General features: G+C 57.6%; 27 protein-coding genes and 2 pseudogenes. 11 read left to right on the top strand and 18 right to left on the bottom strand.

Annotated elements, in window-relative coordinates; translation table 11 throughout:
* The 4 genes from F2P67_RS21965 to F2P67_RS21950 form a co-directional block, all read right to left on the bottom strand.
* On the bottom strand, positions 1 to 450 hold the full coding sequence (locus F2P67_RS21965) for a hypothetical protein (RefSeq protein WP_166223632.1): 450 nt from the start codon (positions 448 to 450) through the stop codon (positions 1 to 3).
* 345 nt (positions 451 to 795) lie between these two features.
* Complete coding sequence (locus F2P67_RS21960; RefSeq protein ID WP_166223629.1) at positions 796 to 1320, bottom strand: AAA family ATPase; 525 nt, start codon at positions 1318 to 1320, stop codon at positions 796 to 798.
* A complete protein-coding gene (pnuC, locus tag F2P67_RS21955; protein ID WP_166223625.1) occupies positions 1317 to 1880 on the bottom strand; it encodes a nicotinamide riboside transporter PnuC in 564 nt (187 codons plus the stop codon). Before pnuC ends, F2P67_RS21960 begins: the two co-directional genes overlap by 4 nt.
* A gap of 242 nt (positions 1881 to 2122) precedes the next feature.
* Positions 2123 to 3757 (bottom strand): methyl-accepting chemotaxis protein, encoded by a 1635-nt coding sequence (locus F2P67_RS21950; protein ID WP_166223622.1) that lies wholly within the window; start codon positions 3755 to 3757, stop codon positions 2123 to 2125.
* Positions 3758 to 4059: 302 nt separating this feature from the next.
* Between F2P67_RS21950 and F2P67_RS21945 the strand changes: the two genes are divergently transcribed.
* Together F2P67_RS21945 and F2P67_RS21940 are read left to right on the top strand one after the other, a co-directional pair.
* Complete coding sequence (locus F2P67_RS21945) at positions 4060 to 4890, top strand: undecaprenyl-diphosphate phosphatase (protein WP_166223619.1); 831 nt, start codon at positions 4060 to 4062, stop codon at positions 4888 to 4890.
* Complete coding sequence (locus tag F2P67_RS21940; RefSeq protein WP_166223616.1) at positions 4887 to 5315, top strand: DUF1294 domain-containing protein; 429 nt, start codon at positions 4887 to 4889, stop codon at positions 5313 to 5315. Before F2P67_RS21945 ends, F2P67_RS21940 begins: the two co-directional genes overlap by 4 nt.
* Positions 5316 to 5430: 115 nt before the next feature.
* On the opposite strand, the gene F2P67_RS21935 is transcribed toward F2P67_RS21940, so the two are convergent.
* On the bottom strand, positions 5431 to 5790 hold the full coding sequence (locus F2P67_RS21935; RefSeq protein WP_166223613.1) for an MmcQ/YjbR family DNA-binding protein: 360 nt from the start codon (positions 5788 to 5790) through the stop codon (positions 5431 to 5433).
* Positions 5787 to 6695, bottom strand: coding sequence for a LysR substrate-binding domain-containing protein (locus F2P67_RS21930; protein WP_166223610.1), 909 nt, complete (start codon positions 6693 to 6695; stop codon positions 5787 to 5789). Before F2P67_RS21930 ends, F2P67_RS21935 begins: the two co-directional genes overlap by 4 nt.
* 127 nt (positions 6696 to 6822) lie before the next feature.
* Here F2P67_RS21930 and F2P67_RS21925 point away from each other — a divergent pair, with 127 nt between their 5' ends.
* Positions 6823 to 7434 (top strand): FMN-dependent NADH-azoreductase, encoded by a 612-nt coding sequence (locus F2P67_RS21925; protein WP_166223607.1) that lies wholly within the window; start codon positions 6823 to 6825, stop codon positions 7432 to 7434.
* 237 nt (positions 7435 to 7671) lie between these two features.
* On the top strand, positions 7672 to 8709 hold the full coding sequence (locus tag F2P67_RS21920; RefSeq protein WP_166223604.1) for an alpha/beta hydrolase family protein: 1038 nt from the start codon (positions 7672 to 7674) through the stop codon (positions 8707 to 8709).
* A gap of 119 nt (positions 8710 to 8828) precedes the next feature.
* On the opposite strand, the gene F2P67_RS21915 is transcribed toward F2P67_RS21920, so the two are convergent.
* Positions 8829 to 10022 (bottom strand): MFS transporter, encoded by a 1194-nt coding sequence (locus F2P67_RS21915; RefSeq protein WP_166223601.1) that lies wholly within the window; start codon positions 10020 to 10022, stop codon positions 8829 to 8831.
* A gap of 207 nt (positions 10023 to 10229) precedes the next feature.
* Positions 10230 to 11816 carry an ABC-F family ATPase gene (locus tag F2P67_RS21910; RefSeq protein WP_166223598.1) on the bottom strand — a complete coding sequence of 529 codons (1587 nt, stop codon included), beginning with the start codon at positions 11814 to 11816 and terminating at the stop codon, positions 10230 to 10232.
* 380 nt (positions 11817 to 12196) lie between these two features.
* Here F2P67_RS21910 and lpxO point away from each other — a divergent pair, with 380 nt between their 5' ends.
* On the top strand, positions 12197 to 13096 hold the full coding sequence (gene lpxO / locus F2P67_RS21905) for a lipid A hydroxylase LpxO (protein ID WP_166223595.1): 900 nt from the start codon (positions 12197 to 12199) through the stop codon (positions 13094 to 13096).
* Between the two features lie 126 nt (positions 13097 to 13222).
* Here lpxO and ku read toward each other — a convergent pair whose 3' ends face one another.
* Entirely contained in the window at positions 13223 to 14071 is an 849-nt protein-coding gene (gene ku / locus F2P67_RS21900) for a non-homologous end joining protein Ku (RefSeq protein ID WP_166223592.1), read from the bottom strand.
* A gap of 190 nt (positions 14072 to 14261) precedes the next feature.
* On the opposite strand from ku, the gene F2P67_RS21895 reads away from it, so the two are divergent.
* Together F2P67_RS21895 and F2P67_RS21890 are read left to right on the top strand one after the other, a co-directional pair.
* Positions 14262 to 14603 carry a hypothetical protein gene (locus F2P67_RS21895; protein ID WP_166223589.1) on the top strand — a complete coding sequence of 114 codons (342 nt, stop codon included), beginning with the start codon at positions 14262 to 14264 and terminating at the stop codon, positions 14601 to 14603.
* A 52-nt stretch (positions 14604 to 14655) separates the two neighbouring features.
* Complete coding sequence (locus tag F2P67_RS21890) at positions 14656 to 15807, top strand: PQQ-dependent sugar dehydrogenase (RefSeq protein WP_166223586.1); 1152 nt, start codon at positions 14656 to 14658, stop codon at positions 15805 to 15807.
* A gap of 56 nt (positions 15808 to 15863) precedes the next feature.
* On the opposite strand, the gene rimI is transcribed toward F2P67_RS21890, so the two are convergent.
* Positions 15864 to 16964, bottom strand: a complete 1101-nt coding sequence (rimI, locus tag F2P67_RS21885; protein ID WP_166223583.1) for a ribosomal protein S18-alanine N-acetyltransferase — start codon at positions 16962 to 16964, stop codon at positions 15864 to 15866.
* Between the two features lie 92 nt (positions 16965 to 17056).
* On the opposite strand from rimI, the gene F2P67_RS21880 reads away from it, so the two are divergent.
* Positions 17057 to 18631, top strand: coding sequence for a RimK family protein (locus F2P67_RS21880; protein WP_166223580.1), 1575 nt, complete (start codon positions 17057 to 17059; stop codon positions 18629 to 18631).
* A 7-nt stretch (positions 18632 to 18638) separates the two neighbouring features.
* Positions 18639 to 19562, top strand: coding sequence for a magnesium transporter CorA family protein (locus tag F2P67_RS21875; RefSeq protein WP_166223577.1), 924 nt, complete (start codon positions 18639 to 18641; stop codon positions 19560 to 19562).
* Between the two features lie 146 nt (positions 19563 to 19708).
* Here F2P67_RS21875 and F2P67_RS21870 read toward each other — a convergent pair whose 3' ends face one another.
* Positions 19709 to 20044, bottom strand: a complete 336-nt coding sequence (locus F2P67_RS21870) for a DUF2834 domain-containing protein (protein ID WP_166223574.1) — start codon at positions 20042 to 20044, stop codon at positions 19709 to 19711.
* A 252-nt stretch (positions 20045 to 20296) separates the two neighbouring features.
* On the opposite strand from F2P67_RS21870, the pseudogene ilvA reads away from it, so the two are divergent.
* Positions 20297 to 21292: pseudogene (ilvA, locus tag F2P67_RS21865) on the top strand (threonine ammonia-lyase, biosynthetic); the annotation flags it as partial.
* Positions 21293 to 21316: 24 nt separating this feature from the next.
* Here ilvA and F2P67_RS21860 read toward each other — a convergent pair.
* Together F2P67_RS21860 and eco are read right to left on the bottom strand one after the other, a co-directional pair.
* A complete protein-coding gene (locus F2P67_RS21860) occupies positions 21317 to 21622 on the bottom strand; it encodes an NIPSNAP family protein (RefSeq protein ID WP_166223569.1) in 306 nt (101 codons plus the stop codon).
* Positions 21623 to 21643: 21 nt separating this feature from the next.
* Positions 21644 to 22129, bottom strand: a complete 486-nt coding sequence (eco, locus tag F2P67_RS21855) for a serine protease inhibitor ecotin (RefSeq protein ID WP_166223566.1) — start codon at positions 22127 to 22129, stop codon at positions 21644 to 21646.
* Between the two features lie 370 nt (positions 22130 to 22499).
* Here eco and F2P67_RS21850 point away from each other — a divergent pair, with 370 nt between their 5' ends.
* Entirely contained in the window at positions 22500 to 22769 is a 270-nt protein-coding gene (locus F2P67_RS21850; protein ID WP_166223563.1) for a DUF1652 domain-containing protein, read from the top strand.
* On the opposite strand, the gene F2P67_RS21845 is transcribed toward F2P67_RS21850, so the two are convergent.
* The 5 genes and pseudogenes from F2P67_RS21845 to F2P67_RS21825 form a co-directional block, all read right to left on the bottom strand.
* Positions 22766 to 23164, bottom strand: coding sequence for a hypothetical protein (locus F2P67_RS21845; protein WP_166223560.1), 399 nt, complete (start codon positions 23162 to 23164; stop codon positions 22766 to 22768). The genes F2P67_RS21850 and F2P67_RS21845 overlap by 4 nt on opposite strands.
* A gap of 89 nt (positions 23165 to 23253) precedes the next feature.
* On the bottom strand, positions 23254 to 23523 hold the full coding sequence (locus F2P67_RS21840) for a DUF2790 domain-containing protein (protein WP_166223557.1): 270 nt from the start codon (positions 23521 to 23523) through the stop codon (positions 23254 to 23256).
* A gap of 306 nt (positions 23524 to 23829) precedes the next feature.
* Entirely contained in the window at positions 23830 to 24564 is a 735-nt protein-coding gene (locus F2P67_RS21835; protein ID WP_166223554.1) for a YcxB family protein, read from the bottom strand.
* Positions 24565 to 24891: 327 nt separating this feature from the next.
* Entirely contained in the window at positions 24892 to 25833 is a 942-nt protein-coding gene (locus tag F2P67_RS21830; protein ID WP_166223551.1) for a PoNe immunity protein domain-containing protein, read from the bottom strand.
* Between the two features lies 1 nt (position 25834).
* A pseudogene (locus tag F2P67_RS21825) lies at positions 25835 to 26211 on the bottom strand (hypothetical protein); the annotation flags it as partial.

The following is a 26211-nucleotide window of genomic DNA, read 5'->3' as shown; positions in this document are numbered from 1 at the left end:
TTATTGGCCTCCAGCCATGCGGGTCAGCGGGGCGAGGCCGGCACCCATTGCGCGATTGACGGTGTTGGAAATCGAACCGCCGGCACCGCCACCATGGCCGGAGCTCATGCCGGGAAGGCCGTTCTGGTTAGTCAGGGTGTTCAAGCCGGGCATGGACGAAGTGGGCGTAGTGATGTTGCCGCGAATGGAAGATCCGCTGGCTACACTGGCAAATTCACCGTCATTGAGTTCGGTGCTGGACATCGCTTGATTGATGCGCCCGGACGGGTTGGCGTTGACAGTGGTTGGATAGGGGTCTTTGCCGCCGCTGCGACCGATAGGGATCGGTTGCACATCGCGGTTGAGGACGATCACGCCATTGCCTTCGGCCTGAACGTTGAAACTGAAAACGGTGCTGGCCGCTGATCCGATCAGCAGGAGGCAGGTCAAGGTTTTATTGAAGTTCCCCACGGCTGCAATTCCTTCTTCAGTGGGCTGGCCCTAGTCAGCGTTGTGAAGGAGAGAGCGAAAGCTGTGCCGCTTTTGGATTCTGTCGTGATTTCAAATACTTGCGAAAAAAGCGTGCAGACCTGAAACACAAGCTGTTTCAACGCTGAAACACGCGCAGGGCGGTCGAGCTGTCTATTGGCTGAACAATGCTCTGGAACAAGGGTTTGCGGCGATGTGTTTCACCCGCGTAACAAGCCGGGTGTTAAATCAAGGAAGTGTGTTGAGGCGGGCACTTTGCGTCGGGCCGGGTGTTTCAGAAGTGGACACTTCATCCCCGAAAGCGGTGGAAACAGCCCTGAAAACGGGTCAGTCGGCCAACAGCGCTTCGACAGCTTTCATTGCTTTGTCACGACGCTGATCCCAGTTGCCTTCAATGATCTGCAGTGGCTGGTCATGCTTTTCCAGCCAATCGCGCGTGGCGTTGAAGAACGCCTGACGTGCGCTCAGTTCGGGCTGGCAACGCTGGCCGTCGTCGATCCAGTCGATCTGCGCCGGGGACAACAGCAGATGCAGATCGTAATGCCTTGTCAGCAACTCGCTTTCCAGCCAGGCCGGGCAATCGCCAAACAGCGTCTGGCTCCAGAGCATGTTGCTCAACAGATGCGTGTCGAGAACCAGCAGTGAAGGATGCTGTGCGCGGGCGGCATCTTCCCACTGCAACTGGCCCCGAGCGATTTCAGGGATGTCGGCCAGGCAGGTGTCGCGCGGGTTCTGCTCGATGAACCAACGCACATATTCATCTACCCGCACGCCGCCGAACCGTTGCTGCAGTTCGGCCGAGAGCCAGCTCTTGCCGGTGGATTCCGGCCCGGTGAGCACGACGATTTTCATGCGCGCAGCGCCGGATCAGCCCGCCATTCGCGCCAGCCTTGCACGGCGATCAACGTGAACAAGGCGTAAAGGGCGGCGGTAAGGTACAGACCTTTATAGATAAACAGACCGACAAAGATCACATCGAGCACGAACCACAGTGCCCAGCATTGCAGACGTTTCTGCGCCATCCACAGTTGCGCCACCAGGCTGAACCCCGTCAGCGCCGCATCCAGCCACGGTTGCGCAGCGTCAGTCCAATGGGCCATGGCGGCGCCAAGCAACAAGCTGCCGATGGCCCCCACGCCAAGCCCCAGCCATATTGATCGGGTATCCAGACGCGTGACCTGACGTCCGTCATGCATCGTTCCGGCCCGCGTCCATTGCCACCAGCCGTAGATTTGCAACGCGGCGTAGATCACTTGCAGCAACATGTCCGAATACAGCTTCACCTCGAAGAAGATCCAGCTGTACAGCAACACCATGACCAGCCCGATCGGCCAGCACCACGGATTCTGTTTGACCGTCAGCCACACGGCGATCACACCGAGAGCGGCGGCAAACAGTTCAAGCCCGGACATGTGGGTTCCTTGGAGGGAGTTGAGAAGGGGGCGGATTGTACCCAAAAACCTGCAGGCGTGAGCCTGCTTGAATACGCTGAAAACCTGTGGCGAGGGGATTTATCCCCGTTGGAGCGCGCAGCGCTCCCAAATCCGCAAAAGGTGTCCTGTCAGGCAGAACAAATTCGCCGGTTTTGCGACGGCTGCGCCGCCGAACGGGGATAAATCCCCTCGCCACAGGGTGGTGACAGGGTTGACCGCGCTTAGACGCGGAACTGGCGGAGCAGGCCGTTGAGTTGTTCGCTCAACTGCCCCAGTCGCACACTCGCCGCACTTGACTGCTCGGCTGCGATGGCAGTGCTGTGGGAAAGCCCGGCCGCCTGCGTCACGTTCTGATTGATGTCCTCGACCACATGCGCCTGTTGCAAAGTAGCGCTGGCAATCGAGGCATTCAGGCCGTTGAGGTTGCGCAAGGCCTGGCCAATGGCGCTCAAGCTGGCCCCGGCCAGTCCGGCTTGTTCGATGGTCAACTGCGAGGCCTTGCTGCTGTCGCCGATCACCTTCACCGCCGCTTCGGAATGATTTTGCAGACGCTCGATCATCGCCTGAATTTCCGCCGTGGACTTCTGCGTCCGTTGGGCGAGCAAGCGCACTTCATCCGCCACTACGGCAAAACCACGGCCCTGTTCGCCAGCCCGCGCGGCTTCGATGGCGGCGTTGAGCGCCAGCAGATTGGTCTGTTCGGCAATCGAACGAATCACTTCCAGCACGCTGCCGATCTGCGTGCTCTCCGCCGCCAGTGTGCGAATCACCTCGACCGCTTGATCAATCGTGCCGGACAGCTTGTCGATCTGTTGCAGGCTGCCGTCGATGTTGATCTGGCCCTGCTGCGCCTGAACCTCGGCATCACGCATTTCGCTGGCGGCGTGCTCGGCGTTCTTCGCCACGTCCTGCACACCGTAAGTGACTTCGTTGATCGCGGTGGCCACCAGTTCCATCTGCTGAGATTGCTGCTGGCTGCGCTGTTGAGCCTGGGACGCGTCGTTGCCCAATTCGCTGGACGACTGGCCAAGTGCACTGGCCGACACCTGCAAATCACCAATCACCCGGCGCAACTTGGCGGTAAACGCGTTGAAGTGGCGGGCCAGTTCGGTGACTTCGTCCTTGCCGTGGGTGTCGAGGCTGCGGGTCAGGTCGCTCTCGCCGCTGGCAATGTTGGCCATGGCGTTCACGGTTTCCTGCAACGGGCGCACGATGCTGCGGGCGATCAGGATCACCAGCAACGCCATGATCATGGCAATCACCAGGCCGATCACGGACGCCTTGATCACTTGCCCCTGGAACTCGGCCTGCACGTCGTCGATGTAAACACCCGAACCGATCACCCAGCCCCACGGCTCGAACAGCTTCACGTACGACGTCTTGGCCACTGGCTCGCTGGCACCGGGTTTCGGCCAGCGGTAGTCGACCATGCCGGCGCCTTTGGCCCTGGCAATGGCGACCATCTCGTTGAATACCGCAAAACCGTCCGGATCGCGGATGGCCGACAGGTTCTGGCCTTCAAGTTTGGGGTTGGTCGGGTGCATGACCATCACGGGCGTGAGGTCGTTGATCCAGAAGTAATCGCTCTGGTCGTAACGCAGGCCACGAATGGCGGTGATTGCTTGCTTTTGCGCGGCCTCGCGGGTGAGGGTGCCGGCCACTTCAAGGTCGCGGTAATAGGTCAGCAAACCGCTGGCGGTCTGCACCACATGTTGGGTTTTCTGGGCTTTGGCGCGATAGAGATCGTCGTGAATCTGCTTGAGCATCAACACGCCCAAGGTCAGCAACATGACCACCGCCACCACCAAAATGAGCCACAAGCGTCGGCTGATCGACACACTGCGCAAGCTGTTCATAACGCTGTCACTCCGGATTCTTTTTCTTGTAATAAACCACCGCCAGCATCCAACCACGATAACGCGATCGTGCCTACGCGACCCAAGTCGTATAACGCGGCAGCGCTATTAAGGCTTGTCTGATAGGATTTCGGCCCCGCGCGTGAAAACCTGAATCCAAGTTGATATTTCACGGAATTTTGACCCTTTCGTGTGGATCCTGTGCGCGCGGAATCGGTACAGCAAAACCAGCTACGCTGATCGCAGTGAACGTAAAAAATACTATCGGGGCATGCCGGCGCGCATCGCTCTTTGGGGGATTGATGGATCTTTGGACTGCCTTGCAGGCACTGATACTAGGAGTTGTAGAAGGGCTGACGGAGTTTTTGCCCATTTCCAGTACCGGACACCAGATCATTGTCGCCGACCTGCTGAATTTCGGCGGCGAACGGGCCATGGCGTTCAACATCATCATCCAGCTCGGCGCGATACTCGCAGTTGTCTGGGAATTCCGGCGCAAGATTCTCGACGTGGTGATCGGCTTGCCGACCCAGCCGAGTGCCCGGCGTTTCACCGCCAACCTGCTGATCGCGTTCCTGCCGGCGGTGGTGTTGGGGGTGATTTTCGCCGACCTGATCCACGAATACCTGTTCAACCCCATTACCGTTGCAGCGGCGCTGGTGATTGGCGGCATCATCATGTTGTGGGCCGAGCGCCGTCAGCATGAAGTGCACGCCGAAACCGTCGATGACATCACCTGGAAAGACGCGTTGAAGGTGGGTTTTGCACAGTGCCTGGCGATGATCCCCGGAACCTCGCGCTCCGGCTCGACGATCATTGGCGGCCTGCTCTTCGGCCTGTCGCGCAAGACCGCCACCGAGTTTTCGTTCTTTCTGGCCATGCCGACCATGGTCGGTGCTGCGGTTTACTCGGGTTACAAATACCGTCATCTGTTTGTACCGGCGGACTTTCCGGTGTTTGCCATCGGCTTCGTCACCGCATTCATTTTCGCCATGATTGCCGTGCGTGGCCTGCTCAAGTTCATCGCCAGCCACAGTTACGCAGCCTTCGCCTGGTACCGGATTGTTTTCGGTCTGGTGATTCTGGCGACGTGGCAGTTCGGCTGGGTTGACTGGTCGGCGGCCAAGCCATGAGTGATTCCCGCGCACGCCGGCCTGAAGGGCGGCCATCAGGCGGCAACATCCAGCATCTGAAGCTCAAACTGATGGTGTTGCTGATCGTCTGTGCGCTGCCAGTGTTCGGCTCGTTGTCGATGTGGCTGCGCGGGATATCGATTGTGCCGCTGGCGGCTTACGGCATCGTCAGCGTGCTGGCGTTCTTTGTGTACTGGGCCGACAAACGCAAGGCCCGCAGCGATGCCTGGCGCACCCCGGAAAACATCCTCCATGCGCTGGAACTGGCGGGCGGCTGGCCGGGCGCATTGATTGCCCAGCAAGTGTTCCGGCACAAGACGCGCAAGGTGTCGTTTCAGGTGCTGTTCTGGATGATCGTGGCATTGCATCAAGTGTTCTGGATCGACCAGATTTTCCTTGGCTCGAATCTGCTGCCCCTGTTTTAAGCCTTTCACTGAACAATGTGGGAGCGGGCTTGCTCGCGAATGCGGTGTGTCATTCAACTTCACTATGACTGATCCACCGCCTTCGCGAGCAAGCCCGCTCCCACAAAGTCAAACGCTACAACAGCAAACCGATTTGGGTCTTCTTCGGCAGTTTGCCGACTACCAACTGATGCGAGCGTTGCAACAACCCTTGCAGCTCTTCGGCCCCCAGCGGGTAGGGCGGGTGCATGATGATCCACTGTGCCCGCGCCAGATAAGGCGCCGGGTGAATGCCCGGACGGTCGCAATGACCGAGAAACAGATCCTTGTCGACCTTGAACGCCAGTGAATCACCGCGCAGCCCCTGCAAGGCAAACATCTTGTTGCCAGCAATCGAAAACACTCGCACGCCGCCCCATTTGTAATCCTCCCGGGCACCGGGCAGTGCCAGACAGAATGCGGCGACATCCGCCTCGTTCATGGTTCCCTTTTTCATAACAACCGCTCCCCACAGGCATTGAACGATTCCACCAGATGGTCAATCCACGCGCGCACCGCCGGCATCACCCCTCGCCGATGCGGGTACACCGCTTGCAACCAGCCACCGGGCAATGACCATTGCGGCAACAATTGCACCAGCGTGCCGTTTTGCAGTTCCGTTTCGCAATACATCATTGGCAGCAGGGTGAAGCCCTGACCGGCCAGCACGCAGGCCTTGCGCACAATGAAATCGTCAATGCCCAGCCGCGCCTCCAGAGCCAGTTCGTAGGGTTTGCCTTGCTGATCAAGCAAGCGCACATGCACCAACCGATCCGGTTCCAGCGCACCGAGTACCGGCAGATGCTTCAAGTCTTGCGGGTGATCAATCGTGCGCCCCTCGACAAACGCCGGGCTGGCGATCACCACCATTTGCGCCTGGCGCAAGCGGCGCGTGACCAGCAACGGATCCTCGTCACCCAGTTCGCGCACGCGCAGGGCGACATCGATGCCTTCGGTGACCAGATCGACCCGACGATTGAGCAAGACCACCTCAAGTTGCACCTGAGGAAACTTCTCCAGAAAGTCACTGATGACGCCAGGCAGCATCTCGTGCGCCAGCCCGGTGGGGCATGACACGCGCAGACGCCCGCGCGGTTCGCTGGACATGCTGGCGACCGCTTCGTCGGCCATTTCCGCTTCCAGCAACATGGCCTGGCAATGGCGCAGATAACGCTCGCCCACCGCCGTCAGCTTCAGTTGCCGGGTGGTGCGTTGCAGCAGGCGTGCGCCCAGGCGTTCTTCCAGTTCCGCGATGCGCCGCGACAAGCGCGACTTGGGAATGCCCAGCAAGCGGCCGGCGGCGGCGAATCCGCCGGCCTCGACCACCTTGGCGAAATAGTAGAGATCGTTGAGGTCTTGCATGAGGAATTCCAACTGTTCTGTCAGTGGGACGAACTATCGCATTGGTGGCAGCTAATCATCCATTGGTTTCTTCCGTAGGATTGTCTCCATTCCGTCGCCACAGGCGATTCATTCCAGGAGATTCCACATGAAACTGCTGCACATCGATTCGAGCATTCTGGGCGACAACTCCGCTTCCCGTCAGTTGAGTGGCGAAGTCGTCAAAGCCTGGCAAGCCGCTGAGCCCACTGCCGTGGTGACCTACCGCGACCTGGCCGCTGACGCCATCAGCCACTTCTCGTCGACAACGCTGGTTGCTGCCGGCACCACCGCTGAACTGCGCAACGCTGCCCAACAGCACGAAGCCGAACTGAGTGCTTCGACCCTGGCCGAATTCATTGCCGCCGACGCCATTGTCATCGCCGCACCGATGTACAACTTCACCGTGCCGACCCAACTCAAGGCCTGGATCGACCGCGTCGCCGTTGCCGGCCAGACGTTCCGTTACACCGAAGCCGGCCCTGAAGGCCTGTGCGGCGGCAAGAAAGTGGTGATCGTGTCCACCTCCGGCGGTATTCATGCCGGTCAGGCCAGCGGCATCGCTCACGAAGAGTATCTGAAACTGGTACTGGGCTTCCTCGGCATCACCGACATTGAAATCGTTCGCGCAGAAGGTCTGGCCTACGGTGAAGAAGTGCGCAACAACGCGATGTCCGCGGCTCAGGCGAAAATCAGCGAGCAACTGTTCGCCGCTGCGTAAGGCTTGCGTAAAGAGCAGCTGCTGTTCAGGTAACACCTCAAAAAACTCTGTATTCTGGTTTCGCAAGGGCCAGATACGGAGTTTTTTGTTTCTGACTGTTGCATAATCTGGCCCGGGTTATGCAGTCAAACGATCAACGTCTGAGTGCTGCGCCGCGCCGGATCACCGAACTCACGGAATGTCGGGCGTCGGATCACAACGGATCTTTCGATTGAGTAACACAGGGTGGGGCATCCCATGATGCGTCTTTGTGCAACGTTACTGATTTGCCTGCTCGGCAGCCTGAATTCAGTGCACGCCGCCCCCGGGTTGCACCCGCGCTGGAGCGTCGGCTATCACGAGATGACGTTCCTTGACCCGCTCGACCTGCAACCGATGCGCGCCATTGCCTTCTATCCCTCCAGCGACCGCGAACACCTGAGCCTGCTCGAAGGCTATTCGGTGGAGGCCGGCGAAGACACCAAAGTCGCGATCGGCCGCTTCCCGATGCTGATGCTTTCCCACGGCAATACCGGCACGCCGCTGGCGCTGCACGACCTCGCCACCTCGCTGGCACGTAAAGGCTTCGTCGTCGTGGCGGTGATTCACCCCGGCGACAACTCCAAGGATCACAGCCGACTGGGCACCCTGAGCAATTTGTATGGGCGTCCGATCCAGATTTCCGAAGCGATTACCGCGACCCTCGGCGACCGCATGCTTGCGCCGTTCGTCAATGCCGATCAGGTCGGCGTGATCGGCTATTCGGCGGGGGGCGAGACGGCGTTGATTCTGTCGGGCGCGCAACCGGATCTGGATCGCTTGCGCCGCTATTGCCAGGAGCGCCCGGACGACCGCGACGCTTGCAACACTAAAGGTGAGCTGATTGTTGATCGCGATGACCTGCAACCGGTCGCCGACCCTCGCGTGCATGCCTTGCTGTTGATGGCGCCGCTGAGCCTGAAATTCGGCCGACACACCCTGGCCGATGTGCATGTGCCGGTGCTGCTCTACAGCGGCGATGGCGACAAGCTCGTTGCGTTCGACAAAAACGCTGCCGCACTGGCGCGCAAACTGCCCACCGCACCGGACTTCAAGTTACTGGTCGGGGCAGGGCACTTTGTGTTCATGGCACCGTGCACCGAAGAACAGATTATGGCCATGCCGGCGCTGTGCACTGACGCCGATGGCGTGGATCGCGAAGACATCCATCGCAACCTGATTTCCGAAGCCGGGCGGTTCTTTACGCATGCGCTGGGCAAACCGACACGGGCGGGGATGCAAACCGCAGATCAGTGAACGACTCAATTCCCTCCTGTGGGAGCGGGCTTGCTCGCGAAAGCGTCGTGTCAGTCAGAGCATCAGGTGACTGATACACCGCATTCGCGAGCAAGCCCGCTCCCACATTTGATCGTATTTCAAGTCTGGATCCTCGCGCGGCGCTTGAGCAGCAGCGTCAATCCCAACCCGGTCACCGACAGCATTGCCGCGCAAAAGAAAATCCACGAATACCCAAGATTCAACGCCACCGCGCCCATCAATGGCCCGGCCACCGCCAGTGCCAGATCGAAGAACACCGCATAAGCGCTCAAGCCTGCGCCACGGCTGGCGTTGGGCACTTGCTTGATCGCCTCGACGCCCAGCGCCGGATACACCAGCGACAGGCCAAACCCGGCCAGACCTGCACCGATCAGCGCATACGCGGTAGAAGGTGCGAGCCACAACAACGTCAGCCCGACGGTTTCGATGGTCATGCAGGCAATCGCCGAAGTGAAACCGCCAAATCGCGCAATCGCCGAGATAAACATCAGCCGCGACAGAATGAAGCACACGCCGAACACCGTCAGGCAGTACGCCGCGCCGGTCCAGCCGCGATTGAGGTAATACAGGGTGATGAACGTGGTCAGGGTGCCGTAACCGATCGAGGCCAGGCTCAGGCTGGCGCCAAACGGTGCGATCCGCCCGAACACCGCCCAGAACGGCATGCGCTCACCGCGCACCACCGGTACCGACGGCTTGTTGCGGATCAGCAGCAGCGCGAGGGCGGCCAACGCTGTCAGCGCAATGCCCAGACTGGCAAAACCATAGTCGGCCACCATCACCACGCCCAGCGGTGCACCGATCGCAATCGCGCCATATGAGGCGATGCCGTTCCAGCCGATGGAGCGAGCGGTGTGCTCAGCGCCGACCTGGCCCATGCACCAACTGATGGTGCCGACACCGATCAGGCCTTGAGCGATGCCGAGCAGCAGGCGTCCGGCGATCAGAATCAACAGGCTGGTCAGCGCAAAGCTTTGCAGCAGTGTTGAAATCAGCGTCAACACACCGCTGAGCACAATCCCCAGCAAGCCATAAACAATCGCCCGTTTGGTGCCGACGGTGTCCGACATGCGCCCGGCCATCGGCCGGCTGAGCAGCGTGGCCAGATACTGCGAGCCGATCACCAGTCCGGCAATGATCGCGCTGAAACCCAATTGTTCGTGGACATAACCGGGCAACACCGCAATCGGCAGACCGATGCAGAGGAAGGCAATAAAGGTATAGAAAACGATGGAGACGATCTGCAGGGTGATCGCCAGAGAGCTTTGCGGTGGCTGTTGCTGCGCAGACATGAGGACTCGTTCGCGGGCGGCGGTGGGAGAGCTCGCATCATGGCGTGGGTCTGAAATAAAAGGAAGCAGGCTAACTATTTTCCTGGGGATTTATATCGCTGCTGAAGGTATTCGCACCACCACTGCGCCAACTCCAGAATGCAAAAAGCCCCGTCACATGGACAGGGCTCTTGCTTGCAGCTTGCAGCTAAAAACTAATAGCTGCTTTTAAAACACTACACCCTGGCTACGCAGGTAGTCGTCGTAAGTGCCGCTGAAGTCGGTCACGCCGTTCGGGCTCAGCTCGATGATGCGCGTGGCCAGGGACGATACGAATTCACGGTCGTGGCTGACGAAGATCAGCGTGCCCGGGTAGTTTTCCAGCGCCAGGTTCAGCGCTTCGATGGATTCCATGTCCAGGTGGTTGGTCGGTTCGTCCATGATCAGCACGTTCGGCTTTTGCAGGATCAGCTTGCCGAACAGCATGCGACCTTGTTCACCACCGGAGATGACCTTGACCGATTTGAGGATCTCGTCGTTGGAGAACAGCATGCGCCCCAAAGTACCGCGAATCATCTGCTCGCCCTGCGTCCACTGACCCATCCAGTCGAACAGGGTGACGTCGTCTTCGAAGTCGTGCGCGTGATCCTGAGCGTAGTAGCCCAGTTCCGCGGCGTCGGTCCACTTGACGCTACCGGCATCCGGCGTCAGCTCGTTGACCAGCGTACGCAGCAGGGTGGTCTTACCGATACCGTTCGGGCCGATGATCGCCACGCGCTCGCCGGCTTCAACCTGGAAGCTGAAGTCCTTGAACAGCGTCTTGCCGTCGAAGCCTTTGGCCATTTTCTCGACCATGACTGCCTGACGGTGCAGCTTTTTGTTCTGATCAAAGCGGATGAACGGGCTGACACGGCTCGAAGGCTTGACCTCGGCCAACTGGATCTTGTCGATCGCCTTGGCACGGGAGGTGGCCTGCTTGGCTTTCGAGGCGTTGGCCGAGAAGCGGCTGACGAACGATTGCAGTTCCGAGATCTGCGCTTTCTTCTTGGCGTTGTCCGACAGCAACTGCTCGCGGGACTGGGTCGCCACGGTCATGTATTCGTCGTAGTTGCCCGGGAACAGACGCAGTTCACCGTAATCCAGGTCAGCCATGTGCGTGCACACGCTGTTCAGGAAGTGACGGTCGTGAGAGATGATGATCATCAGGCTGTTACGCTGGGTCAGAACGTTTTCCAGCCAGCGAATGGTGTTGATGTCCAGGTGGTTGGTCGGTTCGTCGAGCAACAGCACTTCCGGATCGGAAAACAGCGCCTGTGCCAGCAATACGCGCAGTTTCCAGCCTGGCGAGACTTCGCTCATCGGGCCGAAGTGTTGCTCGATGCCAATACCCAGACCCAGCAGCAGTTCACCGGCGCGGGATTCGGCGGTGTAGCCGTCCATCTCGGCGAACTCGGTTTCCAGCTCGGCCACGGCCATGCCGTCTTCTTCGCTCATTTCCGGCAGCGAGTAGATGCGGTCGCGCTCGGCCTTGACCTTCCACAGCTCTTCGTGACCCATGATCACGGTGTCGATCACGGTGAATTCTTCGTAGGCGAACTGATCCTGGCGCAGCTTGCCCAGACGCACGTTCGGCTCGAGCATGACCTGACCGCCGGACGGGTCGAGATCGCCGCCGAGGATTTTCATGAAGGTCGACTTGCCGCAACCGTTGGCGCCGATCAGGCCGTAACGGTTGCCCGCGCCGAATTTGACCGAAACGTTTTCGAAGAGCGGCTTGGCGCCGAACTGCATCGTGATGTTAGCTGTAGAAATCAAAGGTTTTTCCTGCGAAGCAATCTGAAAAGCGAGGGTGCGGCCGGAGCGCTTGGCCCGAGTCGAAGTGCGCTGAGGCGGGATTTCCCGTCATCAACCAAGGGGGCGCGTAAAGTTTGGCGGCGATTGTACTGGTCTGGCTCTTTAAACGATAGGGCGATGACGCCACGATCGCCGATTGGCATGATCGCGGGACAGTTTTTCACAGATGAAGGTTCACTATCGGTTACAAACTGTGGCTAAAATGCCATCCATTCACCCAGCGTTCAGTAAACGGCGCGGGCTCAGGGACGTGCCATTTTGTATTCAGACCACTGCATCAGACGCTTGGCCTTGAGCCTTCAGGCGCGCAGTTTGTTCACTTTTGACGTGTGACGATTTCCGTGAAACTCATCATTGCTGCTATTTATGTCATTTCCATTGCATACGTTCACCTGCGTGGCCGTGTGCGCCACAAACTGGGCCGGCAACTGAGCGACCATTCGACGTTTCTCGCGCCGATCAACTGCTTCCTGTACCTGTTCTCGAAAAAGCCTAACAAGCCTTATCTCGATCCTTCGGAATTTCCTGATCTGAGCCCGTTGCAGGCGCATTGGGAGGAAATTCGCGAAGAAGGGCGCAATTTGCTGCGGGCCGGCGAGATCAAACGTTCCAGTCAGTATGATGACGTCGGCTTCAACTCGTTCTTCAAAAGTGGCTGGAAGCGCTTCTACCTCAAGTGGTACGGCGAGAGCCATCCGTCGGCCATGAAACTGTGCCCGCGCACCACCGAGCTGGTGCAGAGCATCGGTTCGATCAAAGCGGCGATGTTCGCTGAATTACCACCAGGTTCGAAACTGGTTCGCCATCGTGATCCGTATGCGGGTTCTTATCGCTATCACCTGGGCCTGGAAACGCCGAACGACGCCGGTTGTTACATCAACGTCGACGGCGAGAACTACCACTGGCGTGACGGCGAAGCGGTGATGTTCGACGAGACGTTTATTCACTACGCGGAAAACACCACCGATCAAAACCGCATCATCCTGTTCTGCGATGTCGAGCGACCGATGAAATACCGCTGGGCGGCAGCATTCAACGGCTGGTTCAGCCGTACCGTGATGTCTGCGGCAGGCGCGCCGAACGATGCCGGTGACCGCACCGGTGGCATCAACCGCTTGTTTACCCGGATCTACAAGATTCGCCTGCGGGGCAAAGAGCTGAAGAAGCGCAATCGCAAACGCTACTACATGGAAAAGTGGGCGATCTTCGGTGGATTGCTGGCGGTCTTCATTCTGATCTGAATGGTGTGCCAGCCGTTCTAATGCCTTCGCGAGCAAGCCCGCTCCCACAGTAGATTCTGGTTCAACTCATATCCTTGTGGGAGCGGGCTTGCCCGCGCAGGGGCCACGACGGCGGCCCAAGTTCTGTCAGGATGCCTTTTTGGCCTTCTTCGCCGGCGTCGCTTTAGCCTTGGATTTGGCCGGTGCCTTGCCTCCCAGACTGCGTTTAAGCAGTTCGGTCAAATCAATGACATCGGCAGTTTTGCGCTCTTCCTCGCCGCCTACCGATTCAACATCCTCAATCTTGCCTTCATGGGCCTTTTTCTCGACAAGGGCCATGATCTTGTCTTCAAATTCGTCCTTGTAATCGTCAGGACTCCAGTCTCCGCTCATGTCCTGCACCAGACGCTTGGCCATGTCCAGCTCGCCTTTGGCCAGCTGTGGTTTGGTCACTTCGCTGCCCAGTTCCAGTTGATCGAGGCCACGCACTTCCTGAGGCCAGCGCAGTTTCACCAGCACCAGCGCCGACTCCAGCGGCATCAATGCCGCCAGATATTGCCGCGTATGCAACACGACGCGGGCGAGGGCGACCTTGTTGGTTTTGCTCAGGGTTTCGCGCAGCAACGCGTAGACCTTGCCGCCGCGTTTGTCCGGGGCCAGATAGTAGGGCGTGTCGATGTTCTGCAGCGGGATCTGTTCGGCATCGACGAAGGAAAAAATGTCGATGGTCTGCGTGGAAACGGGGTGCGCCGAGCGAATTTCCTCTTCGCTGAGCACCACGTAACGACCCTTTTCATAGGCCACGCCTTTGACAATATTTTCCTTGGTGACCTCTTTGCCGGTCTTCTTGTTGACACGTTTATAGCCCACAGGGTCCATGCTGCGGCTGTCGAGCCAGTCGAAGTCGACGCTTTGCGACGAGGTCGCCGAGACCAGCGCGACGGGGATGTGCACCAGTCCGAAACTGATCGCGCCTTTCCAGATTGCCCGAGCCATGGTCGTGTTCTCCGAGTGATGTTCAGGTGACCTGTGGGCCGTGGCGAAAGTTTCCACGGATTGCCTGCCTGCAACGGCATCTGGTCAAGCCGTGTTACATGTTGTTTAAGGCTGACGGGTTAACAAATCCGAACCCTGAGCGTAGCGTGGACTCGAAGGCTCTAACCCACGCGCATCGAGAGGCCGCTCCATGAATCGATATCTGCTTGGCATCATCGCCCTGGCTCTGAGCGCCGGTCTGGCGCAAGCCGATGTCGTCGCGCTATCGACACCACTGCTGCTGGCACAAAGTCCGACGGGCAACAGCAACAATCCCTATAACAGCCCGATCCGCCGGGCCAACCCCAACAGCATGCAGGGCACCCAGCCCAGTGCGCCGCCGATTCGCGGGCCGAACACCGTGCCTGCACCACGTCAGCCCACCGTGGAAAACCGGGGCATTGGCAACGGTCAACCGATTCGCTCGGTGCCGAGCACGCCACCGACTTTCATTCCCAACCCGCCCTCACGGGGCACCGGCAGCAACCGTTGAACGGCAGGGCTGAGGTTCTGTCAGCCATTCAAACGAACAGAAGGAACCGTGCATGTTGCGTAAAACCCTTTTAGCCAGCCTGTGCGCCGGCGCGTTGATCAGCGCACCGGCATTCGCAGCGACTTCAGCTCCCAAAGAGCTGCAAAGCGAGCAGGGCACTCTCGAAGTCACCACCATTGCGCAAAACCTCGAACACCCGTGGGCACTGGCCTTCCTGCCGGATCGTCAGGGCATGCTGGTGACGGAACGGCCAGGTAATTTGCGGTGGGTGAATGCCGATGGCGCTCTGTCTGCGCCGATCAGCGGCGTGCCCAAAGTCTGGGCCAAGGGGCAGGGTGGTTTGCTCGACGTCGCGTTGTCGCCGGATTTCAAACAGGATCGGCTGGTTTATCTGTCCTATGCCGAGGGCGGTGGTGCCGGAGACAAGGCGGGCACTGCCGTCGGGCGCGGGCGATTGTCAGAGGATTTGAAAACCCTGAACGATTTCAAAGTGATCTTCCGTCAGGAGCCGAAGCTCTCGGTCGGCAATCACTTCGGTTCGCGGCTGGTGTTCGACCGAGACGGCTACCTGTTTATCACGCTGGGTGAAAACAACGACCGGCCCACCGCGCAGGATCTCGACAAGCTGCAAGGCAAAGTCGTGCGGATTTATCCCGATGGCAAGGTGCCGGACGACAATCCCTTCGTCGGCCAGTCCGGCGTGCGTCCGGAAATCTGGTCGTACGGCCACCGCAACCCGCAGGGCGCCGCGCTCAATCCGTGGAACGGCACGCTGTGGGAAAACGAGCATGGGCCGCGCGGTGGCGATGAAGTGAACATCATCGAACGCGGAAAAAACTATGGCTGGCCGCTGGCAACCCACGGCATCAACTATTCGATGCAGCCGATTCCGGAGGCGAAAGGTAAAAGTGTTGAAGGCGCCGTTGATCCTCACCATGTCTGGGAAAAATCTCCGGGGGTGACCGGGATGGCGTTCTACGATGCCGATCGCTTCAAACTGTGGCAGCAGAACCTGTTTATCGGCGCGTTGGTGAGTCAGGAGCTGATCCGCTTGCAGTTCGACGGCGACAAAGTGGTGCATGAGGAGCGTTTGCTGGGTGAGCTTAAACAGCGCATCCGCGATGTTCGTCAGGGGCCGGACGGTTATCTGTATGTGCTGACGGATGAAGAGAAGGGTTCGCTTTATAAACTGGGTTTGAAGTAACCAGAGACGTCCCTGTGGCGAGGGAGCAAGCTTCCTCGCCACAACAACAACTCGGCTCACTGATTTCGAGGGTAAAGCACCACTGCCGCCCTGAGCTTCCCCCGGCCAAACCGGCTCATTTTCTCGAATTCGCCATGACTCACCGGCACATGCTGGCAATCCATCGGTTGGCGATGCTGGCTGTGATCGACATCGGGATCATGCAGGTACACAAAATCCTCATCGCAATCGGTTACGACGACCCAGTGCGGCGACTTCGAACGGGTCAGTCGATAGCTGCTGATCAACACCAGCGGCTGGCCACCGGCATCAAGTACCCGTGGCAGATCCAGTGGCACGCCAACAGCCTGTGCCACCTCCGTTTCCTGCAATTGCGCGCAGAATTCTTCGTGCACCAGGCGCATGACGTCTTTTTTATGCGCGTCACGCACGCCATCCAGAAACAACGGCCCGGCCATGCTCAGTTGTAAACCTACACGAAAACCCCGACGCCAGGCCGCCAGCGCCAAGCCTTGCGGGCTGCATCCGCCATGGCCCGAGGTCATGAACACCGTGGTTGCCTCGCGCCAGATCTGCAGTTCTTCACGGCGCTCCAGCAAGCGTGTGGGTTGCAACGCGCTCATGGCCATCAACAGGCACGCCGGCCCGCAGGTGAAGTCGGTGGTCTGCGCGTAATAGGGGACTTTGATGCTGCGCGAATCACGGTGCTGAAGAATGCGTTTTTCCAGGCGCAACGCATCGGCATGGTCTTCGTAATAGTCGTGAATCAACGCGAAACGCCGGTAGCCGTTGCGTTCGTACAGCGCAATCGCCGCCGGGTTGTCGGTGCGTACCTCCAAGCGCAGGTAGGCGCAATCGTGTTCCAGCGCCACTGCTTCAATGCGCTGCAGCAATTGTTTACCCAGGCCGCTGCCCCGCGCCTGGGCGGCAATGGCAATGGAATACAGGCGCGCCAAGGACGTACCGCGATGGAACAACACCAGCGCATAACCCAGCAGTTGCCCGTTGTGCTCGGCGACCAGTAATCGTGCATGAGCGCGGGTAATCATCCACTGAAAGCTGCGACTGGTCAGCCGATCCGTGGTGAAACATTGCATTTCCAGGGCCAGCAACGCCGGCAAATCCTCAACTAACGCCGAACGAAAAACAGCATTCATATGACCACCGTAAAAGTTGCGTAACGAAACGAGACTTTCGAAAAACTTCGTGCTTAATAGAAAAGGTCTTGTTCTCCAACGGATCAATCTCTATGTCAGCGGTACAGGGTCATTGGCGCGAAGTATCCGAGCAAAGTTTGCCGGCGGCAACTTATTTACAATCAGCGGCTGGAACTTCCAGTCAAGTGCTGATTATTGTCGAGCGCAAGGAAGATTGGGCTTCTTACTTTCCCAGCGAAGACATTGTCACCGCTCAGGAATACCTTGAGCAGACCCGCGGCAGCGAGTCAGGCAAGCGGGTTCAGGTGATCAACCTGTGCCGCAGCTACAAGTACCTGGGGCACGGTTATTACTGCTCTCTGCTCGCCGAAGCCCGTGGGCACAAGGTGATTCCGTCGGTGCGCACCATCAGCGAACTGACGAAAAAATCACTTTACGGTCTGGCCCTCGACGATCTGGATAAAACCCTGGAAAAAGCCCTCAGTCATCATCTCTACAGCGATACCGAAGGCTTCACCCTGACCCTTTATTTCGGTCGAACTCACATTGAACCCTTACAGGATCTGGCCCGTCAGTTGTTTGAAGTGTTTCCGTGCCCGATTCTGTTAGTTGAGTTTAGACGAACTAACGGCTGGCACATTGAAGGTATAAAGTCCGGTGCCTTGCACAAGTTGCGCGACGATCAGGAAGATCAGTTCGCCAATGCGCTGGACGGCTTCAGCCGTAAAGTCTGGCGGGTGCCGCGTTCCCGGCAAGTGGCGCGTTATGACCTGGCGATTCTTCACGATCCGCAGGAAGCCTTGCCTCCGTCCAACGCTCGCGCCCTGGAGAATTTCGTGCGTGTCGGCAAGCGCATGGGCATCGATGTCGAATTGATCGAGCGTAAGGATTACGCACGTCTGGCTGAATACGACGGCTTGCTGATCCGCGAGACCACCAGTGTCGATAACCACACCTATCGTTTTGCCAAGAAAGCCGAAAGCGAAGGGCTAGTGGTCATGGACGACCCGGCGTCGATCCTGCGCTGCACCAACAAGGTTTACCTCACCGACCTGCTCAACAGCCATCAACTGGGCATGCCCGCCACTGAAATCCTCTACAAGGAACGACCGGAAGACTTCGAACGCGTCGGCGAACGCCTTGGCTTCCCACTGGTTTTGAAGATTCCCGACGGTTGTTTCTCTCGCGGGGTCATCAAAGTCGAAAGCCAACAGGCGCTGCTTGAAGCCACTGCCGAACTGTTCGAACACTCGGTGCTGTTACTGGCTCAGGAATTCTTCTACACGGAGTACGACTGGCGCATCGGCGTCCTCAACCGCAAACCGATCTTCGCCTGCCAATACTTCATGTCCAAGGGCCACTGGCAGATTTATAACCACAAGGCCAAGGGCCAGGATGTCAACGGCGAGTGCCGCACGCTGGCGATCCACGAAGCCCCGCGCGCCGTCGTTGAACTGGCAGTAAAAACCGCTAACCTGATCGGCGACGGCCTCTACGGCGTTGACCTGAAACAGGCGGGCGACAAAGTGGTGGTCATTGAGGTTAACGACAACCCGAACCTCGATGCCGGCATCGAAGACGCCTATTTGCAGGACGATCTGTATTCGCTGGTACTGGAAGAGTTCGTGCGACGGCTGGAACTCAAACGTCGCGGCCAGGCCTGGTGACGCGCCGATGATCGACAGTTTTGCGCTCAGTCACGGCGGCCTGCATCGGGTGGAACGGCTGGACGCCGAGGTGATGTTGTTCAGCAACCCCGATGCCGCCGAACGCGACTTGCTGCACAGTCATTTCAAGGTGGATGAACATGCGCTGGCCTCGGCGCTGGACCCGGACGAGGTGTCGCGGATCGAGTTTCACCCCGATCATTTGTTCCTGATCTGGAAGCGCCCGGAGAACTATTCCGGCGCCGACAGCCTGGCGTTTGAAGTGTCGTCCTGCGGATTGCTGTTCGCGCCGGGGCAATTGCTGGTGATCGCCACCGACGACACGCCCCTGCACGGCCTCGGCACGCGTCAGCCGCTGAACACGCCACTGGATGTGCTGCTCGACCTGTTGTTCAACAACATCCATCACTACCTCGGGCATTTGAAGGTGATCAAGCTGGTCGCCCGCGAGTTGCAGCAAAAATTCAACGCCTCGATGCAGAACCAGCATCTGGTGCAGATGTTCAACCTCAGCGAAAGCCTGATCTATTACATCAACGCTCTGCACAGCAACGGCGCGGTGCTGACGCGACTGCGCAATCACGCTGAAAAGCAGCATTTCAGCAGCGAAGCGCTCGGCCTCATCGACGACCTGATCATCGAAAACAACCAGTGCTACAAACAGGCGGAGATCTACTCCACAGTTTTTTCAGGGCTGATTGATGCGCGTGGCAATCTGATGAACAACAGCATGAACAACCTGCTGCGCAAACTGACGTTGATCAACGTGGTGTTCCTGCCGTTGAACCTGATTGCGAGCATCGGCGGCATGTCGGAATTCAGCATGATGACGGCTGGCATCCCGTGGTGGATATCGTACCCGGCGTTTCTGGCGGTCATGATGTTGGGGGCCGGGGCGATGTTGTTTGGGCTGCGGCGGTTGGCCAGGTGATGGGGGGCGTTTGAGCTGACGCCTTCGCGAGCAAGCCCGCTCCCACAATTGATCTTCAGCGAACACAAATATTGTGTTCGACATCTATCCCCTGTGGGAGCGGGCTTGCTTGCGAAAGCTATCCAGGCAACACCCGAAGATCTGGATCAGCTCACAGGATTCGCCACTACTGATTGCTTGCGTTCGCGAATCCCACGCACCACCAGATACAACAACGGCCCAACCGACACAAACACCGCCGTCAGCAACAGGTAAGGCACCACCGACCAGGCCGACTGCCCGCGCTGGCGTGCATCTTTGTACATCCAGATGCCTGCCAGGGTTGCCAGCAGATAGAGATCGATCACCACCTGCGCGGTATCCGGCCGCGACATCAGGCTGATGCCGAAGTCGATCAACGACTGCTCAGCCTGGAGCATCACTGAAACGGTGTAAGCGCAGAACCCGAGCAGAGCCGTGAGGGGCAGGGCGACAGACATCATGTATTCGTTCCTTGAGATGATGAGCAGAGTCGCCAGCCTACAGACCCCACTTAAAATTGGCCATTGACTTGCCAGCGCTGCCCGGGCTAATTTTCAGGCCATGACTTCTACCGTACTGCGCTGCCAGCCAAGCATTATTACCGCCATTCCTCATTTGGCGGGCTAGCTCACGACTGCAGCACCCAACCCGCCCTAGAGGCGGGTTTTTACTTTCTGTCTCCGGGGTTCTGATCAAAACGTCAGGAGACGACCATGCCGCACAGCCCCGACCAGCAAGCCCTGCTTGAGCATTACGTGAAAAAAATCCTGGCTGCGCCGGTGTACGACATTGCCGTGCGCACACCGTTGCAAGCGGCACCGGCGCTGTCCGAAGCGCTGGGCAACCGCCTCCTGCTCAAACGTGAGGATCTGCAACCGACGTTCTCATTCAAGATCCGTGGCGCCTACAACAAACTAGTGCAACTGAACGACAAACAGAAGGGGCGTGGGGTGATCACCGCGTCCGCCGGCAATCATGCACAAGGCGTCGCGTTGGCAGCACGGGAACTGGGGATCGCCGCCACCATCGTCATGCCGTCCACCACGCCGGAACTGAAAGTGCTTGGTGTGCGCAGTCGCGGCGCCGAAGCCTTGCTGCAAGGTGAGAGCTTTCCCTTTGCGCTGGCCCATGCGCTGCAACTGGCCGAGCAGACCGGACGCACCTTCGTGTCACCTTTCGACGATCCCGAGGTGATCGCCGGGCAAGGCACGGTGGCCATGGAAATCGTTCGCCAGCATCAGGGCGAGCTGGATGCGATCTTCGTCCCGGTGGGCGGCGGTGGCCTGATCGCCGGCATCGCCGCTTACGTCAAATACTTGCGGCCTGAAGTGCGGATCATCGGCGTTGAATCTGAGCATTCGGCGTGCCTGAAAGCGGCGTTGCAAGCGGACGAGCGCGTGGTGCTGGCCAACGTTGGAACCTTCGCCGACGGCGTGGCGGTTGCGCAAATCGGCGCGTTTGGTTTTGAGGTGTGCAGGTTTTGCGTTGACGAAGTAATCACTGTCAGCAATGACGACCTTTGCGCCGCCATCAAGAATATCTACGACGATACCCGCTCGATCACCGAGCCTTCCGGCGCGTTGGCGGTTGCCGGTATCAAGCAATACGTCGCCCGGACCGGAGTTCGCGATCAGACCTTCATCGCCATCGATTCCGGCGCCAACATCAATTTCGACAGTCTGCGTCACGTCGCCGAACGCGCCGCATTGTGCGGCGTGCCGGCGTGTTAACGTTCAGGGCAGCAACGGGCGCAGAAAGCTGCGCTCGTAACTGATGATGAACTTCTTCTCGACCAGCGATTCGACCAGCGCGGTGCTTTCCGGATCGGTCATCGCGATGTGGCGATAGCTTTCGTAATCCGCCAGCGACGGAAAACTGAACAGGCAATAGGCGATGTTGCTCGCACCCTCGGATGGCAGGAAATACCCGTGATGCGTACCGCCGAGGCGCTCGACAATGCCGAGCCAGGCCTTGGCGTAGGCTTCGAATTCGCTCAGTTGATAGGGATCGATGACGTATCGGACGTGGCAGGTAATCAAATCCAGCGCTCCTTGCTCAGGTCATTGCGCAATGGCGGTGCCGACTTTGTCCGAGGCCGACCAGACGCGATAACGCACCTCGACGTCCGAAGGGGCATACACCACAACCGGCAATTTGCTGTTGTAGCGCAGCATGAAGCCGTCACCGACGACAGGCACGAAAGCCCGTTTCTTCTGAGAGCCGGGAGGGCAGGCCATCATCGTGCTCATCGGGCCGATGACTTTCTCCAGGCGGTAGAACGGATAACCCCAGCCTTGCAGATTCTTTTCTTCCAGAACGCCGCCGAGGCGCTGGCGATTGCAATCCACTTCAAGGGTTTTGCCGGCAAGAATTTCCACCTGGAAGTTTTCTTCCTGATCCTGTTTGGGCAGATGGATGACCTGGCGGGTAAAACCGGCTTCAGCCTTGGGGTACGGCGCGACATCTTCGAGCTTGGCCGCGTGGGCGAGGGTGGACAGGCTGGCGATGATCAGCCCGGTGGTCGCGTAAACGCGTAGAGAACCCATTGAAGCCTCCTGGCGGGTGTAAGGTAGTGGACAGCATTCTTACCCCCACGAGCGACGAATGCAAACCGGCGTCGACTTGCAAATTGCAGGGTCCGGGAGAGGCTTTCTTGCATTTTGCAACTGGCAAGATACTGGCCATCGCGCCAAGTGCTTGATTTTCAAAGGGCCAAAATGAACCGATGAAAGGCACGCTTTATGCGTCCTTTTAGTGCGGCGCACCACGTTCGGGCGCCTACACTCCAATGGGCATTTCGCAGTACAACCGCTTGCCGCACCCAGGGAAACAGCGGGGACACACCCGTGCAGGGGCAGCAAAAGCGGTCAACGTGAATACTTGATTGGCGGTCTCACAGTAAGGAGAGGGTTTGCCATGTTTCTGTCTGCCTTGGAACTTCGTAACATCATTGAAAGCAGTTTTCTGCCTAAACGTTGCCAATGCACGCTGTCACCGGATTTGTCGATGACTGTCAAAGTGTTCGGCGACCACCAGACCGACCAGGTCGATCTGCACGTCAGCGGCATCGACGCCAGTCACCTCAACGGCTGTCGCGAGATCAATGAACTGATTGCAGGGCTGCGATCGGATCTGGCTCAACAAGCAACGCCGCATCACTACATTCCGCGATCCCGAGCTATTTAACCGACCGTTTCACCCAGTTCGACTGTCACGCGCCGGGCCTGCACGAAGCCAAGGCCCAGCGCGAACTCGACCAGCACCGCGAGCAAAATCCCGGGGCCGGCGTGGCCGTTTAGCCATTCAGCGAAACCCAACACCGCCAGGCCAAAACTACCGACGATAAAGCCGTTGCTCAGCGCATTGCGCGCAATCGACACCGGCGCCCTGCGCACCAGATAAAACATCAGCCCCAACGCCGCAAACAGCACTGCACTGCGCCGTGCGACAAAACCCGCGCTGGTCGAATATTCAATGCTCCAGATCGCCAGAATCAATTCCGGGAAAAAGCCCCAGACCAGAGCCAGCAGAAAACAGACGAAAGAAGTGATGCTCGACAACGTGCGAAACGACAACTGCATGGCGAATCCTTGCGGCAGTGAGGAGGGCCACGAGCATAACCCCGCAGAACCTGCGCGCCTACCGCAAAGCCGCAAATCAGACGTTTCTGTCAGTTCTGGAAGTTGCACGCGTCAGACAATTTCCGGTAACTGATTTCTTCGGGTTTACCGGCGTTGTCGATGTACTTCATGTCGGCGGTAATGACCTTGCACTGCTGTGTTGGCGGTTCGGTCATTGACACTACTTTCGCCACCTGCAGCGGCATGCCGTACTCATAAGGCACGGCTTTGGACGTGGCCGACGTGTCATTGGCCTGGGCAAGCCCGGCAAACGCGGTGCAGGCGAGGGCGGTGGTCAGCAGCAAAGGACGAATATTCATGAAAGGACTCCCGTGCGACGGAAAGGAGTTCGGCGTCACGCGAGCCGAACCTGCCGCACTGGGCGTCAGCCTGGGCTGAGGTGTGCGGTTCAGTAGAGTTTTTGACCACGGCGTTAAGCGATGGTTAACCGAGCTGAACGCCGGCTGTCAGGGAGTGCGGGGCTTTTCTTTGCAAGGTTTGGCGAATTCCTACAAATGCCGGTGCCTTGTCTGCTTTCGGCGGGTGGCGCGGGGCGGATATCGTCAGGTACCGCTGCAAAATCAGTGGTTCGGGTTTGGTCACAGTAAAAAACTGTTTGCGCTTATTCACTGCTGAGGTTCCCCTGTTGAGTCAAGAGCGGTACCCATATTGCAGGCCATTAAGGTATTGCCTTCAAATACGGAAACAGGCACCCGGCTCAAAAACAGTTCCAGACCTTGCTGATACGAGTCCGCGTCCATCACATCGCTAGTTCTGGGGATGTAATAGGCCTTGCCTTTACTGTCCAGTTTGGCGCACGCAACGGAGTAGAAGTCGGGTGTGACCTTCAACCGTACAATCTGAGACCAGGCAAGTGTGACTTTGGTGCTTTTGCCCTTGGTAAAGATCAAAGTAAAACCATGGTCATCAAACACCAGGCGATAACCGCCTTCGGTAGCCTTGAGCCTGGCTCGTATTGTCGATTCGATCAGACGTTGGTTTACCTTTGGAAAAGGCTTGCGCGGTTTTGCACGGCTGTCGTCGATACGCTTGCGCAAGCGTTTTAGCAGGCGTTCAGAGTAGAACCGCCAGCACACTGCGTATGCCAGCGCGAAGAACACCATGGCGACGAGCTTCTCCGGGCTCAACTCGCGTGCGGGGAAATAGATGGCAAGCATGCCGGCAACCAGCCCCAAGAGAAAAAATAGCGGCGTGAGCAGACGATCCTCGACGCGAGCCACCTTGCCAAGTAGCCGAGCCCTCAGTTGATCATCCTTAAGAATCTCCTGCTCAATCAGTTTGCCGATTCTGGCTTGTGTGTGTTCGGGGTTGATGGTGTATTGCAATTCCATCGTACTCATTCCGAAATCCTTTTTCTGGGGAGAGCAGAGTTTACGTATTTACTTTGCGTCTGGCGTACTCAACCAAGTCTTTTGGATAAACCATATGATCGATTTGGTTGGCTGGAGCCAGAGCTGGCCGCCGAACTGTTGCGTTGCAAGCCTTCCCATTTCAACAATCCCGACCATGGCCGGGATTTTTTCGCGGGAGGCGGCTAGCACGGTGATGACTGAGGTTTTGTCCAGTTCAGAAACAGCCAGGTTTTCGCTGATCGATAGCCCATTCTTAGACTTAAAGTTTTTTCGCTCAGCGTTTAAAAGTGAGTGCTGAGCGAAAGTTTAAGCATTTTATTCTTCGCCTGACCAATACCAGATCGTGTCGCCCCAAGTGGACTCTTCATACCTCGGCATGATTTCACCTTGTAGGAAGTGGCGACGGGAGTCTGCTTCAGCCGGAGTAAACCAGTATCCTGTTTTACTGCATGGCTGACCGGAATCAATGCGTCCAATCTGAGACTTATCAGATGGTTTATGGTTTCGTGCGTATTCAACCAAGTCCCTCGGGTAAACCATGTGGTCTACGCCTTGGTCATCAATGCCATACAGAAACGCTGCAGCTCCAGCTTCCAGAGCCCAATAACCACAGTAACTTCCTTCGTCACCTTGTTTGTGCGAATCATGCCATGGAGCTTGCTTGAATGCCGGATACCAACTTTCGCAGTATTTTCTTAATAGATTTGATGCTTCGTCTTTATCTTCTTCGTAGATGGCAAGGACGAGCGGGGTGTAGACATCGTGGTACCAACGGTCAACATCGTATCGATCGGGTAGAAGCTTGCAAAGAAGGTCTTCGTACAGTGTATCGTCGCCGGCGTACCCTGCAGGATCAATAAGTGCAACAAAGCGTTTTAGTAAATCGGTGCGATGGAGAAGTATGCATAAACTAAACACCTGGATGCATTCTTCGTACTGATCTAGCCAGTCATCAATCGTTAATGGCGTTATGTTCGGGATGCCTTCATAGATAGCCAGTTTTTCTTGAAGTGTTTCGTAGCTGTCGACAAGACTCTCCACCAATGGGATTAGAGTCTCTATCTCATTTCCGGCTGTGTACCGGATAAGTATTTCTTTGAGTATTAATTTTTGGAAGTGACGAGCTCTCAGAGACTTTTCTTGGCTATCAGATTCTGCCTGAAAAGTATTTTCTTCGAAGAAAACTGTTGTTTTTTCCTTGTTTTTAAAAAAATTACTGTAGCGTGCCTCGCTCAAAAATTGCTGCCGTCTATTCATGTTATTTCTCTTTCTTGAGGGAGTCTAGGTTGCCGTATTTCTTGGTTAGTGATTCTTTTTTCTTATTTACGGCTTCTTTTACTTTGTTCTCTTTGTAGTGAATGGCTTCGTGCTCCAAATGCGTTTCTGGCCCAGTACTTTCCTTGCGCGCTTTGGCGTGATCGCGGGGGCCTTTTAGAACGCTATAGAGAGGAGTAAAAAATATGTGCCGGCTGAATGAATTGAGAACCAATGACGAAAGTCCTTCAGTGACTGATTTGTCTATATTTTGGTGAATCCATTCAATGCTCATCTGCACCAGTACAACTTTTCCGGTCTTTTCAGTTGGCTGATTTGTTGCTGAGTCTTTCGTGGTATCTGCTTTTGCTTTTGCTTTTG

Source organism: Pseudomonas atagonensis (genome assembly GCF_011369485.1).
GTDB lineage: Bacteria > Pseudomonadota > Gammaproteobacteria > Pseudomonadales > Pseudomonadaceae > Aquipseudomonas > Aquipseudomonas atagonensis.
The sequence above is the reverse complement of the archived record's forward strand: the minus strand, read 5'-3'. Positions and strand labels throughout refer to the sequence as shown.

Coding starts and splice junctions, on each gene's coding strand:
- F2P67_RS21960 (WP_166223629.1), bottom strand. CDS start 1,320: ATGAAAATCGTCGTGCTCACCGGGCCGGAATCCACCGGCAAGAGCTGG.
- pnuC (WP_166223625.1), bottom strand. CDS start 1,880: ATGTCCGGGCTTGAACTGTTTGCCGCCGCTCTCGGTGTGATCGCCGTG.
- F2P67_RS21950 (WP_166223622.1), bottom strand. CDS start 3,757: ATGAACAGCTTGCGCAGTGTGTCGATCAGCCGACGCTTGTGGCTCATT.
- F2P67_RS21945 (WP_166223619.1), top strand. CDS start 4,060: ATGGATCTTTGGACTGCCTTGCAGGCACTGATACTAGGAGTTGTAGAA.
- F2P67_RS21940 (WP_166223616.1), top strand. CDS start 4,887: ATGAGTGATTCCCGCGCACGCCGGCCTGAAGGGCGGCCATCAGGCGGC.
- F2P67_RS21935 (WP_166223613.1), bottom strand. CDS start 5,790: ATGAAAAAGGGAACCATGAACGAGGCGGATGTCGCCGCATTCTGTCTG.
- F2P67_RS21930 (WP_166223610.1), bottom strand. CDS start 6,695: ATGCAAGACCTCAACGATCTCTACTATTTCGCCAAGGTGGTCGAGGCC.
- F2P67_RS21925 (WP_166223607.1), top strand. CDS start 6,823: ATGAAACTGCTGCACATCGATTCGAGCATTCTGGGCGACAACTCCGCT.
- F2P67_RS21920 (WP_166223604.1), top strand. CDS start 7,672: ATGATGCGTCTTTGTGCAACGTTACTGATTTGCCTGCTCGGCAGCCTG.
- F2P67_RS21915 (WP_166223601.1), bottom strand. CDS start 10,022: ATGTCTGCGCAGCAACAGCCACCGCAAAGCTCTCTGGCGATCACCCTG.
- ku (WP_166223592.1), bottom strand. CDS start 14,071: ATGGCTCGGGCAATCTGGAAAGGCGCGATCAGTTTCGGACTGGTGCAC.
- F2P67_RS21895 (WP_166223589.1), top strand. CDS start 14,262: ATGAATCGATATCTGCTTGGCATCATCGCCCTGGCTCTGAGCGCCGGT.
- F2P67_RS21890 (WP_166223586.1), top strand. CDS start 14,656: ATGTTGCGTAAAACCCTTTTAGCCAGCCTGTGCGCCGGCGCGTTGATC.
- rimI (WP_166223583.1), bottom strand. CDS start 16,964: ATGAATGCTGTTTTTCGTTCGGCGTTAGTTGAGGATTTGCCGGCGTTG.
- F2P67_RS21880 (WP_166223580.1), top strand. CDS start 17,057: ATGTCAGCGGTACAGGGTCATTGGCGCGAAGTATCCGAGCAAAGTTTG.
- F2P67_RS21875 (WP_166223577.1), top strand. CDS start 18,639: ATGATCGACAGTTTTGCGCTCAGTCACGGCGGCCTGCATCGGGTGGAA.
- F2P67_RS21870 (WP_166223574.1), bottom strand. CDS start 20,044: ATGATGTCTGTCGCCCTGCCCCTCACGGCTCTGCTCGGGTTCTGCGCT.
- eco (WP_166223566.1), bottom strand. CDS start 22,129: ATGGGTTCTCTACGCGTTTACGCGACCACCGGGCTGATCATCGCCAGC.
- F2P67_RS21850 (WP_166223563.1), top strand. CDS start 22,500: ATGTTTCTGTCTGCCTTGGAACTTCGTAACATCATTGAAAGCAGTTTT.
- F2P67_RS21845 (WP_166223560.1), bottom strand. CDS start 23,164: ATGCAGTTGTCGTTTCGCACGTTGTCGAGCATCACTTCTTTCGTCTGT.
- F2P67_RS21840 (WP_166223557.1), bottom strand. CDS start 23,523: ATGAATATTCGTCCTTTGCTGCTGACCACCGCCCTCGCCTGCACCGCG.
- F2P67_RS21835 (WP_166223554.1), bottom strand. CDS start 24,564: ATGAGTACGATGGAATTGCAATACACCATCAACCCCGAACACACACAA.
- F2P67_RS21830 (WP_166223551.1), bottom strand. CDS start 25,833: ATGAATAGACGGCAGCAATTTTTGAGCGAGGCACGCTACAGTAATTTT.